10 protein-coding genes are annotated in these 14300 nt (G+C 55.3%); 1 reads left to right on the top strand and 9 read right to left on the bottom strand.

The genetic code is table 11. The features are described 5' to 3' along the window. Positions 1 to 6: 6 nt before the first annotated feature. Positions 7 to 1512 carry an MBL fold metallo-hydrolase RNA specificity domain-containing protein gene (locus J6J34_RS00720; RefSeq protein ID WP_418055275.1) on the bottom strand — a complete coding sequence of 502 codons (1506 nt, stop codon included), beginning with the start codon at positions 1510 to 1512 and terminating at the stop codon, positions 7 to 9. Beyond that, entirely contained in the window at positions 1512 to 1871 is a 360-nt protein-coding gene (locus J6J34_RS00715; protein WP_301719726.1) for a hypothetical protein, read from the bottom strand. The genes J6J34_RS00720 and J6J34_RS00715 overlap by 1 nt, the downstream gene beginning before the upstream one ends. A 200-nt stretch (positions 1872 to 2071) precedes the next feature. On the opposite strand from J6J34_RS00715, the gene J6J34_RS00710 reads away from it, so the two are divergent. After that, entirely contained in the window at positions 2072 to 3976 is a 1905-nt protein-coding gene (locus J6J34_RS00710; RefSeq protein WP_301719727.1) for a polysaccharide biosynthesis protein, read from the top strand. On the opposite strand, the gene J6J34_RS00705 is transcribed toward J6J34_RS00710, so the two are convergent. From J6J34_RS00705 to J6J34_RS00675, 7 genes are all read right to left on the bottom strand, one after another. Further along, positions 3951 to 5291, bottom strand: a complete 1341-nt coding sequence (locus tag J6J34_RS00705) for a tetratricopeptide repeat-containing sulfotransferase family protein (protein ID WP_301898305.1) — start codon at positions 5289 to 5291, stop codon at positions 3951 to 3953. The two genes, J6J34_RS00710 and J6J34_RS00705, sit on opposite strands and share 26 nt — an antisense overlap. Further along, entirely contained in the window at positions 5275 to 7695 is a 2421-nt protein-coding gene (locus J6J34_RS00700) for a TonB-dependent receptor (RefSeq protein ID WP_301898304.1), read from the bottom strand. The genes J6J34_RS00705 and J6J34_RS00700 overlap by 17 nt, the downstream gene beginning before the upstream one ends. 32 nt (positions 7696 to 7727) lie before the next feature. Continuing rightward, positions 7728 to 8585 carry a carbon-nitrogen hydrolase family protein gene (locus tag J6J34_RS00695; RefSeq protein WP_301898303.1) on the bottom strand — a complete coding sequence of 286 codons (858 nt, stop codon included), beginning with the start codon at positions 8583 to 8585 and terminating at the stop codon, positions 7728 to 7730. A 66-nt stretch (positions 8586 to 8651) separates the two neighbouring features. Next, positions 8652 to 10529, bottom strand: coding sequence for a MocR-like pyridoxine biosynthesis transcription factor PdxR (pdxR, locus tag J6J34_RS00690; protein ID WP_301719731.1), 1878 nt, complete (start codon positions 10527 to 10529; stop codon positions 8652 to 8654). A gap of 19 nt (positions 10530 to 10548) precedes the next feature. Continuing rightward, positions 10549 to 11730, bottom strand: coding sequence for an MFS transporter (locus J6J34_RS00685; RefSeq protein ID WP_301898302.1), 1182 nt, complete (start codon positions 11728 to 11730; stop codon positions 10549 to 10551). Between the two features lie 137 nt (positions 11731 to 11867). After that, positions 11868 to 13244 carry a serine hydrolase gene (locus tag J6J34_RS00680; RefSeq protein ID WP_301898536.1) on the bottom strand — a complete coding sequence of 459 codons (1377 nt, stop codon included), beginning with the start codon at positions 13242 to 13244 and terminating at the stop codon, positions 11868 to 11870. After that, complete coding sequence (locus J6J34_RS00675; protein ID WP_301719734.1) at positions 13244 to 14188, bottom strand: LysR family transcriptional regulator; 945 nt, start codon at positions 14186 to 14188, stop codon at positions 13244 to 13246. Before J6J34_RS00675 ends, J6J34_RS00680 begins: the two co-directional genes overlap by 1 nt. Between the last annotated feature and the right edge of the window lie 112 nt (positions 14189 to 14300).

Below are 14300 nucleotides of genomic sequence, written 5' to 3'. Positions count from 1 at the left end.
TTCCTTCTAAGTTGGGCTATGAAATGTAAGGGCTGCCCTTTCTTGGAGTTTGGTGGCGAGGGCGCGGCGGGCGCCGCTGTCGCCGTGGATGAGGCGAACTTCGCCGACGGGGGGTGAGGCGGCGAGAACGAAGTCGATGAGTTCGGCCTGGTCGGCGTGGGCGGAGTAGCCGCCGAGGGTGTGTATGCCGGCGCGGATGGTGATGCGCTCGTCATCAAGTTCAACATAACCACCGTTGGGGCCGTATTCCTGAATGGCGCGTCCGGGGGTGCCGCTGGCTTGGTAACCGACGAAAAGGACGTCGGTGCGCGGGTCTGGTAAGAGTGCTTTCAGATAGTTGACCATGCGGCCGCCGGCACACATTCCGCTGGCGGCAATGACAATGCAGGGTTCGCCGGAGGTGCGTAAAAAGTTGACGATGTGTTCGTGATCGGCGTGGCTTGCGACCGTGTGCAGACGTGAAAAATCAAGTGGATTGCGGCCTGCGGCGCGTCGCTGCAGTGCCTCTTGGTCCCACAAATGAGCGAGCTGCTGGTAAAGTGCAGTAAACTCTGCCGCCATTGGCGAGTCGAGAATGACGGTGATGGTCGGCCAGAAGCCGGCATTGCTGGCAATGAGATCTTCGATTTCATAGAGCAACTCCTGCGTGCGGCCAATGCTGAATGCCGGGATGAGCACCGCCCCACCATCACTAACGCAGCGCTCAATCACGGTTTTGAGGCGCACCGAGCGGTCCTGGCGTGATTCGTGCAAACGGTCGCCATAAGTGCTTTCTAAAAATAGCAGGTCGGCACGCTCCAGCGGCTGCGGATCCGGAAGTAATGGCGTATTGCGACAGCCAAGATCACCCGAAAATACCACTCGATAGCCCTCGGCAAGCGGATACAGCGACGCCACCTTGAGCGGCTGGTCCGCCGCAACAGCCCCAACACCCCCAACACCCCGATCACCCCGATCACCCCGATCACCCCCAACAGCACGCAAAGCCCCACCAGAATCGCCCCATTCAAACTCAACATAGGCTGAACCTAAGATATGTCCGGCCTGGCGAAACCTTACGCGCACAGCATGACCCGAGTTATCACAGGCAAGGGGCTGCCACTCGTCGTAGTCAAAAGGGATCAGCATGCGCCGCAGCCGCGACAGCACGCCGGCAATGAGGTCGCGGTCACGGGTTAAGCCGATTTTCAGGGCATCTTCGATAACCAGGGGTAGTAGATGAGCCGTTGCCGAGGTACAAAAGATGGGCCCGTTAAACCCAGCCATCAGCAAATAAGGGATGCGGCCGACGTGGTCAATATGAGTGTGAGTGATGACTAACCCACGTACCGAGGCAAGCGAAAAGTCGATTTCAGAGGAAGCTGACGTTGCGCCTGTACCGGAGGTTTCAGCACCCTGAAATAAGCCGCAATCGATGAGAACCGAGTCCGCGGGGCCCAGAAAAAGTTCGTGGCAGGACCCGGTCACACCCGCGAAAGCACCGTGATGCTTCACCTGCGGCTGGGCTGTCATTAACGCTTAAACTCGCTGGCAGGCATAGTTTCATGTTGCTGTGATGCCCGCTCGACCATGCTAATACAAACGCTAAGTGTCGCCACTAAAATGAGGGAGAAGGCACTGACCAATACCGGCAGGTTCTCGTAGAGCGTGACGTCACTCATGCCGAGCAGGGAAACATGCAGTGAAGCAAAGCCCGACAAAATGAAAAATGGGCCACTCACGAGTGAGGCATTTATAAAGTTTTTGTGACCAAAACCAATAACCGCGCTACATACAATCGCTCCGATAGTAAGCAACCAGACCATCGGGTTACCACTAAAGCTAGCAATAACAAGCGCTAAGGCTGAGCAAATTGAGAGAGCAACGAACATTGAGCCTCACCATTCCATAGTAAAATTGGTCCAAAAAAACATTTATCATTCGTACATGACAAAAACAAAAAGCTAACACAGGTTATGAATATCTGCAAAGTAAAACTATCGTAAAGGTTGTCGGTGAGGCCTTCACTGGCTATACTCTTGCGCTTATTAGGAAGATAGAAATCCACCCATTTACTCGGATGTAAATACCCGTGAAGCTACTTACCTCATTGCTGCAACTCCCGCGTCCCGCGAAGCGCGCAATTAGCGTGATCATCGATATTTTTGCGATCCTGGCCTCTTTGACTCTGGCGCTTTTGCTAAGCCGTGATGTGTTTAGCATTAGTTCGGCAGTGAGCTGGCTGGGTGTGGTGACGTGGCTCTTGGTTGGATCTATAGCGGTCTTCGTAAAGCTAGGGCTGTACCGAGCGGTGGTGCGCTATGTCTCAGTGCGTGCCTTTGGGGTGGTGCTGACCGGCGCAATCTTTTCAACTTTACTGCTGTATGGCTTGCTGTTCGCGTTTAATGTGAACCTACCAGCAACGGGCATCGTCAACTATGGCTTGACCACCTTGCTGCTGATCGGCGGTAGTCGTTTTGCCATGCGTGCGATTTACCATCGTATGGTCAGTCGTAAGAAAATCCCGGTGATGATTTACGGTGCGGGTTCAGCGGGGCGTCAGCTCGCCCAGGCGCTTAATAATGGAGAAGAGTTTTCGCCGGTGGTGCTGGTGGACGATGACAAGACGTTGCAAAAAACGGTGTTGCTGGGTATTCCCGTTATCGATCCTGCGCAGGTCCCTGATGCAGTTGAGGGACTGGGTATCGAGCGTATCTTACTGGCGTTGCCAAGTGCGTCGCGGGCCGTGCGTAAAACGATTCTTGAATCACTCGAAACCCTTAATGTTCGTGTGCAAACCGTGCCGGGTATGGCCGATATGGTGAATGGTGAGATGGCCATTGACCAGTTACAGGATGTTCGTATCGAGGACTTGCTGGGCCGCGATCCCGTAGATCCGGACCCGGCGCTGATGCAGCAGCACATTCGTGGCAAAGTCGTGCTGGTCACAGGTGCGGGCGGCTCGATTGGTTCGGAGCTGTGCCGGCAGATTGTCATGCAGAAGCCGAAAGCGCTGGTGTTGTATGAGATTTCCGAGTTCGGTTTGTACAGCATTGAGCGGGAACTGCGGGAGATCATCAGTCGCCATAAGCTCGACGGCATCACGATTTATCCTATTATTGGCACCGTGCAGCGGCGCAATCGCATTGCTGCGGTGATGAAATCTTTTCACGTGCAAACGGTGTACCACGCGGCGGCGTATAAGCATGTGCCTTTGGTTGAGTTCAACATGGTCGAAGGTGTGCGTAACAATGTTTTCGGCACCTGGCACACGGCTGAGGCAGCGATTGCGGCAAATGTTGAGCTATTCGTGCTTATTTCGACCGACAAGGCAGTGCGGCCGACCAATGTGATGGGAACCACCAAACGTCTGTCTGAGCTGGTCCTGCAAGGACTGGCGCAACGTAATAGTTCAGCGACACGGTTTGCGATGGTGCGCTTTGGTAACGTGCTGGGCTCGTCAGGTTCCGTGGTGCCGCTGTTTAAGAAGCAAATTGAACAGGGTGGACCGGTGACGGTGACTCATCCTGACATTACCCGCTATTTTATGACCATTCCCGAGGCCGCGCAGCTGGTGATCCAGGCCGGCACTATGGGAGACACGGGTGCGGTGTTTGTGCTCGACATGGGCGAGCCGGTGAAAATCGTCGATATGGCGCTAAAAATGATTCACTTGAGCGGGCTTGAGGTGCGTTCCGAAGCGCATCCTGACGGCGATATCGAGATTGTTTATTCTGGACTCCGGCCCGGCGAGAAGCTCTATGAGGAGCTGTTGATTGGTGACGATGTGGTCGCCTGCGATCACCCGCGCATCTGTCGCGCGCAAGAGCTGGCGCTGGACTGGCCCGCAGTCGAGGTTTTGCTGGAAGAATTAAATGATGCCTGTATTAATTTCCGCATCGACGAGCTGCGCGCTATTTTGCTACGCGCTCCGACAGGTTACGCGCCAAGCGAAGAGGGCATTAACGATCTTATCTGGTCGCGAATGGCGGACTAAGCTGCGTGGCGCTGAGGTCTGTGGCAGGCCAGCCGTACTTCTTGGCGAGCCCGACCGAGCGCTGGTGCAGCTGACTCCGCACCTGACTGGCGCTGCCGGTGGTACTGGCCTTTTGGTTGTGCGATGCAAACTGCAGAGCCTGGCGTAGATCCTTTTGCTGCCAGTTAAGTCCACAGTAATCTGACACTTCTTTTAATGTCTGTTCTGGTGTGCCAACTAAGTCTTCATAGCTGACTTTGTGAATCGTCTTGGGCGACTGTGCGCAGGCACGTTCGCAGAGCGCGGTTGCGGCTTCATAATACTGGCGAATTTCGGCGAGCGAATAGGACCATGGGTAAGCTTGGTTGAACAAGTGCTTCATCAGGGCGAGTTCATGATCTTGCTGGTCGCGGTGCATGTAGATCACTTTCGCATGGGGCAGCGCGCGCTGAATTAAACCGATATTCAGGAAGTTAAGGGGCAGTTTGTCGATAACAAACTCGCCTTCGGGCAACTGCGCCAGGTAGTCTGCGCCTAACTTCTGCCAGTCGACGTTGTCGACGTAACTGACCAGTTCGGTTTTGCTCTTCGGCCTGGCGTGCGGGCCGTTCTGCTTGATAAAGGCGCTTTGCAGCGCACGGCCCAGCAGTTGCGGGAAAAATGGCAGCTCGCCTGCGGCGACCACCCGCTTATCGCAACTGAGCATGCGCTCCAGCAGCGTCGACCCCACCCGCGGCAACCCCAAAACAAAAACACACTTCGAGGAAGGGCAGCCCTTCCTTTTGGAAGCCTCTTTAAAATCTAAGGGCTGCCCTTTCTTGCTGAGGGCGGCGATGGTGTCGAGGTCGTCCTGGATGTTGTAGTTGAGGTGCTGGCGGCGCAGCGCGGCCGCGCAGAGCAGGTGCTGCCTGGCTTCGGCGTAGTTGCCGCAGTCTTCGTGTTCTTTCGCCAGCGCGTAGTTTAGCTCGACCTGCTGCTTGGGGCTGAGCGGTTTAGGGCTGCCCTTGCTTGCGGAGGTGTCGTCAGAATGTAAGGGCTGCCCTTTCTTGGTGAGGGCGGCGATGTGGTTGTGCTCTGGGGTCCAGCGGCGGAGGTTGCTGCGCATGTGCCAGGCGGCGGTGTCGTCGGGGTTGAGGTCGATGACTTGATTGAGCAGGGTTAAGGCCAGGTCCAGGTCGCCGGTGATGCGGGCGAGGCTGGCGTAGTTGTAGAGCAGAACCGGATGCCGGGGCGTCATGTGGACCGCCTCGGCATACAGGTTTAAGGCCTGGGTATAATCGCCGCGCTCGGTGGCCCGAAGCGCGGCGTCAGCCTTCGACTTACCAGCCGAATTCATAGCTGAATCGTACGCCGACCGTGCGTGGCTGGCTGATGTACTGCTTCGAGCTATTGCCGTAGAAGTTTTCAGCCGGGTCGGTACCCATGTAGGCTTCAGATAACACGCCAGTAACCCCTTTTTCGTTGAAGATATTCTTAACGAACAGACTAACCTTCCACTCATCGGCGTGCAAGGTGGTGCTGGCATTGGTGATAAAGAAGCGTGGCAGGTCAATGTCAAACTTCGGATTATTGCCCAGCGCATTGCGTGAGTCGGACTGGAAGTAGGTACTGAAGTTGGTCACCAGGTACATGCCGGAAGCCAGGTCCATCGAATGGTTCAGGCCACCGCTAAAGGTATGCTCCGCCATCGATGGCAGCTGTTCACCGGCTTTTGCGTAAACGTAGCTGGAAGGCGAACTTGCCGTGCCGGAAGGTACTACCAGGTCGCGGCCAAGTTCAGCGTTGACGTAAGCATAGCCGACGTTGTACTTGATGCTGTCGGTCAGGAAACCTTTGAGTTCGAGTTCCAGACCTTCTGATCGCGCTTTCTCACCGTTGACGGCAGCATAGAAGCCCCAGTTCGGTGTGGCCACGTTCAGTTGCGGGTCGTCCCAGTTCATGCGGAACACGGTCACCGAGTAATTGTGACGGTTCACGGAACCTTTAATACCGGTTTCCAGGTTGACCACACTGTCCGGGCTGTAACGCAGGTACTCAGGGTTCTCAGCAAAGCCGCCAGTGATAGGCACGGCGCTGGTACCGCCGCGACGATAACCTTCAGAGATGGTGGCGTACCACATCATATCGTCAGAAATATCGTACGAAGCGTTAAATTTAAACAGGGTGCCGTCGTCATCAAATTCTGAGTCAACGTTGGCCGGGCCCGGGTAAATTGGCAGCTCGATGGTGGTCTCATTACTGATGTCATTGGTAAAATGACGTAAGCCAAGGGTGGTGCTAAAGCGGTCGGTAACATTCCAGGTCAGTTCCCCGTACACGGAAAGGTCGCGGATGTTGCGCTGATCGCGGTAGCGGAAATCCTGATCGCCAAGGACGCCGCCCCAACTGGCGAGTGTGTCGTCAAAGCCACTGGCCTCGGCCCACTCGCTAAAGCCAGGCATAAAGCTGTCCTGACCTGAAGCTGTGTCTTTGTCCATGTAGAACGCACCAAGGATCCAATCAAAGGTATTCTCGCCCTGAGAGACTAAACGCAGTTCCTGAGTAAAGCCGGATTCTTCATAGAAGCGTTCGGCGATAGCGAGTGGACGCGGGCTGCCGCCATAGAACCAGGCAAACCAGTTGTTTTGTGCGTAGAAGCCGGTGTTGTCGCTGATCGAGCTACCGTCGTGGTCATAGTCAGAGGTAGTGGACGACAGCGAAGCAAAGCCCAGGTCCCACTCCAGCTCTAACGAGGTCAGGCTGACATCGCGCTCGGAAGGTTCGCGGTGTACCGCACCATTCTCGTACTCACCGTAGGACTGTTCTGTGCCACCCACCCAGTTGGTGCCGGTCGTGACTTGTCGACGGCCACCGATATCATCGCTCTGATAGTGATGGCTGAGCAGTGCCGAGAAGGTGGTGGAGGGCTGCCAGAGCAAGCTGACGCGACCGTAATCGATATCCACAGTGTCGGCATCTTCGATGGTTGTAAATTGCGGGTCGCCACTGGCGATGTCACCGCCTTCAGCAACCGGGGCGCCCGAGTCATTCAGTTGATAAACATTGACGTAATCAACGATGCCATCGTTATCGATGCGGCCAAAAAAACCGCGCACTGCCAGGGTGTCAGTGAGCGGCTGATTGACCAATACATCGTAGTTTTGGTTGAAACCGTCGGAGCCTTGCGTCTGGCTCAAGCGTGCATCAACCCGTGCGTAGCCCTGATACAGATCAGGCTTGTTCAGGGTATAGCGCACGGTACCTGCCAGGGAGCCAGAACCGTACAAAGTACCTTGTGGACCACGCAATATTTCTACTGCGTTGATGTCTTTCAGGATGAAGTTGGCGAACAGCGGCGTGTCGTTAACGTAAGTACTCACAGTTGGCACCGCATTCAGGGCAAAGTCACCGTTACCAGCTGAGTCAACGTTCATGCCGCGGATGACGATGTTGTTGATCACGCCGGAGTTGCGGTAGCCGCGATCGACCACGGTGATCCCCGGCGTTTCCCGCATCACATCAACTGAGTTGATGATAAGGCGTTCTTCCAGATCCTCACCGGACAACACCGAGATGTTGTAAGGAATTTCGTTGACCGTTTGCGGACGCCGCGTAGCCGTAACGACAATGCGTTCCGGCTCTTTCTGCGCTTTATCTTCGTCGCTCGCCGTCTCTTGGGCAAGTACCGGAGCACTGAGCCAGAGCGCGGAACTGATGGCTATCGCCAGTGGTGCAATTTTAAAGTTGTCTGTATGTTTCATCAGGATTCCCCTGTGGTTATTATGCAGTTTTATTATGTTTTTGTATTGGCTTTTGGCTTCGCCAGTGGACCCATCTGGTCCAGAGCGGGCGAGCGTTGGCCCTGATATTGTGGAAAGCTGAGCGGGTGGTCACGGAAGCTTTTTAACGGCTGCCCCAGGCTATGCCACCCTTGTTCGCGCACCCGGCGCAGGTAATCTAGATCCAGGTCGACAACAATCGCTTCCAGATTGTCAGCGGCCTGGTGGATGACTTCGCCGCCGGGTCCGGCGACGATGGATTTGCCGTTGCCAAGGGGTGCTGCCGAATTAATGTCAATCATGTAGCACTGGTTTGTGGCGGCGCTGGAGCGCGCGATGGCAAGTTCCGTATCACGGTCAATGGTGTTGGTCAGAGTCGGATGCAGGATCACTTCGGCACCTTGCCAGGCCAGCGCGCGGATGGTTTCCGGAAACCACATGTCGTAACAGATAGAGAGGCCAAACTCACCGACACCAGGAATGGTAAAGGTACGCGGTTCGGTACCGGCGGAAATACCCTCTTCATAAGGTAAAAAGGGAAACATCTTGCGGTAGCGGCAGACCACGTTGCCCGCCGGGTCGTAGACCGAGGCGGTGTTATAAATCTGGTCACCATCACGTTCGAACATTGAACCATTGCATAACCAGACACCGGCCTCGCGGGCAAGGTTCTGGTAGGCTTCGTCGGTGGCATTGGGAAAGGCTGCCGCATGGCGTGGCGCTGGGCCAAAGTTCGCCAGTTCGGGCAGCAGGATAAGTTGCACATTGGGGTAACGGCGTTTCGTCGCGAGCACATGCTGCTCGATGAGCGCAAAGTTATCCTCACTGGCACTTAGGCTAAGTTGAAGCCCGGCTAAGGTAAAAGCTGACATTCATAGCTCCGTTGACTGAAGTGCTATCAGCCTAAGAGCGCAACTGGTTTTCGAGTAGAGCCAGTTTCAGGTGACTTTATGGGCCAGATCATCGCTGGCAGGGGAAGGTGTCTTTTCTGTCGGGTCATGCAGCCGGTAAAAAGCGGAATCCACCAGCTTACCGTCGCGCACCCAATTGATCCGATTTTTATAAAGGTAAATATCGAAGCCGAGGGTTTCGCCATAGGACCAGTCGCGCCATTGCCGGAACCAGCGATCGCCTTCCAGCCACCACTGACCTTTGTCCTGTCGCTCGTCCTGATAGCCTTCCCAGCCTGCCATGCTGCCATCGTGGTAAAGCCTGATGCGATAGGGGTCACCAAAAACGGTCTGGCCAATAAACTCAACCCGGCTGGCGAAATCGCGCAGTGCTTTGCCTTTTAACAGTTTGCCCCAGCTGATTTCAGGTTGGTTCTTGCTGTCCTGCTGTTCCCATTCGCGCATGATCTGAGCGAGCAACTCGACCCCTTCACGGATCTTCTCGGTCGGAATACTGCTGACCCCCAGGCGAAAATAGTGATGAGGATGCTCGCTACCAGCATAAAAACGCTCCACCGGCTCAATCAGAATGCCGTGTTTGGCCGCCTCAACAGCGAATTGCTGACTATTTAGCTGGCTGGGGCCTTCAATCCAGCAGGTGCTGCCGCCTACGGTGCGGGAGGTCACGATGCGGGTGGATAAATAATGATTCAGCGCCTCGCGCATCTCCTGCCAGCGACTGGCCATTTCCTGATTGAGCTTGCGCAGGGCTTGGTCATAATAGCCAAGTGACAGGAAGAGTCCCATCACGCGCTGGTTGTTCGCCGGCGGATGTCTGGAAATCAGGGTACGCAGCTGGCGCGCCTGACGGATCAGCGGTGCCGGACCGACCATAAAGCCTAACCGCAGCCCTGGCGCGAGCACTTTGGAAAAGCTGGACACATAAATCACCCGGCCTTCGCTATCGAGGCTCTTGATGGCGGGGTGCGGCTGCGACATAAAATTGCTTTCACTGGCGTAGTCATCTTCGACCACGATGAAGTCATCCTGATTGGCTTTGGCGATAATGGCTTCGCGATGCTCAAGTGGCATGGTCACAGCCGTCGGCATCTGGTGGCTGGGGGTAACATAAAGCACATCGGTATGGGCCGGGATCTGGTCGAGACAGATGCCATTTTCATCGACTTCGGCACAGTGCAACGGGCTGTAGGATTGATGCGCAAGCTGGCGGATGCCGGGGTAGCCGGGCTCTTCGGTGGTCACCAGGGTCTGGTTATTGAGCAACAGCCGCGAAAGCAAATACAGGCCGTGCTGGGACCCTAATGTGACCAGGATCTCGTCAGGATTGGCATAGATGCCACGGCGCGGCAGGACCTTGGTGCGGATCTCTTCCGCCAGCAGGGGGTCGTCATCATGGCCGCTGTCGGAGGCCCAGGTGCGAATTTCGCTGACGTTCAGGCTGAGTTTTGAGCATTCGCGCCATTGCTGGACAGGAAACAGGCTCGGATCAAACTGGCCGTCAATAAAAGGGTAGGGATACTGCTGCCAGTTATGTGGATACGGTGGCGCCAGTTTATCAAGCCGCAGTTTGTTCATGCGACTTTGCCATTTTTGCTCGAGCTGCGGGCTATCGCTGGTCGCTGTGGCTTGCTCGGGCTCGGCCGCGTGCTGTTCGTAGATGTCGTCGCGCACGTAAATTCCGCTACGTTCTTTACTGACCAGGTAGCCTTCATCGATCAACTGCTCGTAGGCGTTGACCACGGTGTTACGAGCGATGCCAAGTTGCTCTGCGAGCTTACGCGAAGAGGGCATTTTGCTGCCACACGCAAAATGCCCGCTATGAATAGCGTGAATCAATTTCTGAATCAGCTGCTGCTGCAGGTTGGCAGTGCTGGTGCTGTCTAAAACAAATAGCGGTTGCATCATCACCGCAGTTTAGGTCGCTTTAGGCCTCTTTGTCTACAGCTGCTTGCAGCGCTTGCCGACCTTGTCGATCAAGCAGGCGCGATGGGTAAATCGTCGCCAGGGCAGCAATGACTAACAGCACGACGGCGATATTGATGAGTTGCTCATAGTTGCTTTCGGTGACCACAAAGGCGGCAAACATGGGACCTGACGCCAGCCCCATTTTTGAGGCAAAGCCACCCAGGGCAGCCATTTGCCCGGCTTTATCAAACTCACTACACACGCCAAGCAGATAGGCGATGGAGAAGGCCCAGGTGATGCCGACCGCGATATTGGCTAGCCAGAAAACCAGCGGGCTGAAGCTGTAATGCAAGGCAAAGGTGCCGGCGGCGGTGACGAAAATACCCAGCATGATGGGCAGGGTCCGGCCAAATCTGGTGGACAGGACGATGACCGCAACTGAGCCAAGAATGCCCATCCAAGCAGAAACGCCAAGCGCAGGCGATATGGTGGCGAGGGTCAGCCCGGCTTTTTCGCCCAGATCGATAATATAGGCGTAGAGCGCCATGTTGGCGGCCTGAAATAAAAATACCGCAAGTACTGATGCCGCCAGCGGGCGTTTTTGTACCGGCGCGACAATGGCTTCCGGGTCACGAATTTGAACCGGGTAATCGGGCAGGAAAAACAGCATGACCAACGCGGTGGCGCTGAAAGCGATGAGCGCCATGAAAAGAATCCAGCTGCCGAATACCGGCACCAGCGGCGGCAGCGCCATTACGCCCAGACCACCGAGACCGAACTGCACCAGCAGCAGCATGCCAAAGGTTTTATGAACGTGCTCGGTGCGGGCGATGACGGCGAAGCTAACGCCAACCAGCATCCCGCCGATAAAGCCGTGAAAAGCGCGTAAGGCCATCATGGCAAACTCTGTGGTCAGCAGCATGGAGCAAAAGTCGACGGCGATCAGCGCGACTAGCAGGCCAATACAAACGGGCTTCCACTCGATACGGCGGATGATGAAGATTGCAAAAAAAGCACCGACCGCAGCACCATAGATATTCAGACTACCGACGAATCCGGCATCCTGATTCGAAAATCCCAGCCCCGAGATCAATCCCGACACCAGTGCCGGCATAATATTCACATAAAATAATCCCGCCGTAGCGAGAAACGCCAACATAATCCGGGCAAGATGCCCGTTCGCAGCAACTGACTTTGGCATGTGTGTTCCTTTTATTTTTATAAGAAAGGGCAGCCCTTACATTTTCAAGACAAAAAAATAGGGAGGGCAGCCCTTACATTGTTGCGGTCAAATTACTATGGAGGGCTGCCCTTTCTAAAGCGCCAGTTGGCTGGCTTCTATGGGGCCAGTTCGGTTTGCCAGCGCTGGAAGTCACGGATGACGTCGGCGAAGCGGTGGTCATGTTGGTCGCTCACCAGGTAATAAAGGTGCCGACTGTCCAGGAATACCACCATGATGCCGCCGTAGCCGCTTAAAAATGGATACCATTGCTCACTGGCCGGATCCTGCCAGAACCAGATGCTGGCGCGGTAACGTAAACTCTCGTTGCCGGGCACTGGTGTTGCCAGATCGGGACGCGCCAGGATTTCAGCAAAGCCTAGTTCCATCGGGTCATGTTGGACAAATCGTGCCAGAGCTACCAGATCGCCGGGCAACAGGCTGAGTCCGTAGCCACCCCAAATCTGAGCGCGCGCATCTTTAGTGCTATCAATGCTGTAGGCAAGTGGGCTGAGTTGCAGCGGGTCCCAAAGATTGTCGTAAAGTAATTGATCAAGACGCCGGTCGCTATGCAAACCCTCAAGTTCGCCAAAACGATTCTGCTGCAGTCCCGTTTGCAGTGCTGTGGCCAGTAAATAGGTGGCCGAGCTCTGATAAACAAAAGGCGCCGGACTTGCACTTTGCTGGGCCGGATAACTGCAGGCGTGGCGGATCTTCTCTGCATGAGAGGTGACTAAAAAGAAGTCGTTGATCATGGCCTCGGCGCTTTCATCAGCGCTAGCTGTTGTCTGGTGATAGTGTCCGGTGCGCATGTTCAGCGCATCGCGCAAGGTGGTGCGTTGCCAACTGGCTTGTTCGCACTCTGGTATGAGCGAAGCGATACTCAGCGCAAGGATCTCAGTAACACTATGGCGCTCAATCAATAGCGCCGCGGCGGCGGCAATAAAGGTCTTGCTCAGGGAGTAAGCAGGCACCGCGATGTGCGGCTGACTGCTGTAATGGGCAATTAACTTACCGTCAGCATCGGTTTGCGCCCAGCCGTAAACTGTCGGCTGCTGCTGTTGGGGCTGCGGCTGCCAGGGGGCGTCACGCAGCGGCTTGACTGCCGGCGTGACGGGCAGGTCGTCCTGCAATGGCGTCGCCTGCACCTGCACTTCGCCCTGCCAATCAAAGGATTCGTACGCACAGGTTTGTTCAGTCAATGCATAGGTCGCGGACAATTGTATCGTCGCCGAAGCGTCTAGCAGCTGCTGCTCTTGCTCTTGTGAGAGATGGATGCGTCCATTGTGCAAGCAGTTTGCGTTGAATTCGCGCAAAACAAACGACAGCTCGGCGCCGGGTTGCAGTGCGAATCCAAAAGGTTTGTCACCTTGGAAACCCTTTTCAAGCGGGTAAAATTGGCCCGCTTCAGTACGTGCAACCCGGGTCTCGACGGTCGGAATTTCAGCGCGGTCAAAGTTGAGTTGTAAGGCAAAAACACTGGCCAGCAGCAACATCACATACCTCCTTTTTTACCGGACTCGTTGGCGGATGCTGCAAGCAATGCAGTCAGAGCCAGTTCGACTTTTTCTGGTTCCCGAGGCTGGTTGCGGCGGACATAGAATTGCTCAAAGGCATACTGATAGGTGTCCGGTCTGATGTAACGCAATTCTCCGGAGGCCAGGTACGGCGCTGCGATGGCGTCCGGTAAAAAGCCCAGATAAGCACCCGATAAGATAAGGCTCAGACGGCTGTCGAACTGGTAGGCGCGGGCGGTGGTGTTCAGGCGCTGCAGCAATTTGCGGCCTTCGGGGTTGATGTTGATGCCGGGGTGAATGGCATCAAAGCCTGCTAATAATGGGTCATCAAGCTCTGTATCGGGTCTCGCAAACAATGGATGTTCGGCGCCACAGCAGAGGTAAATAGGGGTGCTGAACGCCGGCGTGTAAGACAGGCCATCGATGCGTCGGTAGCCCGGCATCAGTGCTACATGCGCCTGATTTTTTAACAAGGCTAGCTCAATTTGCTGCAGTGGTAACAGGTCAAAATGAATATGCAGCTGTGGTGCCTCGGCGGTGATCTTGCCGATAGCCTTTGCGATGTTGCGCTGGCGCGGCGCGTCGAGCTGGTCAGCTGCTAACAGGATCAATTCACCGCTGAGGTCCTGGTTGATCTGAGCGAGCTGGTGCTGAAATTCATCGTGGGCGTCGGTAAGTGTGAGGATCGCGTTAAACACCGCCTGGCCCTCGCGTGTCAGCGAAAAGCCCTGCCGGCCGCGCTGACACAGGCGCAAGCCCAGCCGCGTTTCCAGACTATTCATATGAATGCTGATGGTTGAGCGGCCAATACCCAGCTCGGTTTCGGCGGCACTGAAGCCGCCACACTCGACCACGGTGCGAAAGACCTTGAGCAACTTGAGGTCGTAATCGGTGAGATCGCGGCGCATCCAACTACTCGACATTTTGAGCCTCTACTTTGTTTGACTTTTTTCAAACTATAAATTGATAGGTTGAAATTTAAAAGGGTAATTTTCCGTGCTGCAATAGCCTCACATGTTTCGAGCCAATTACAAC

Source organism: Pseudidiomarina terrestris, from assembly GCF_030466405.1.
Lineage (GTDB): Bacteria > Pseudomonadota > Gammaproteobacteria > Enterobacterales > Alteromonadaceae > Pseudidiomarina > Pseudidiomarina terrestris.
This window is presented reverse-complemented; position numbering and strand designations above follow the sequence as displayed.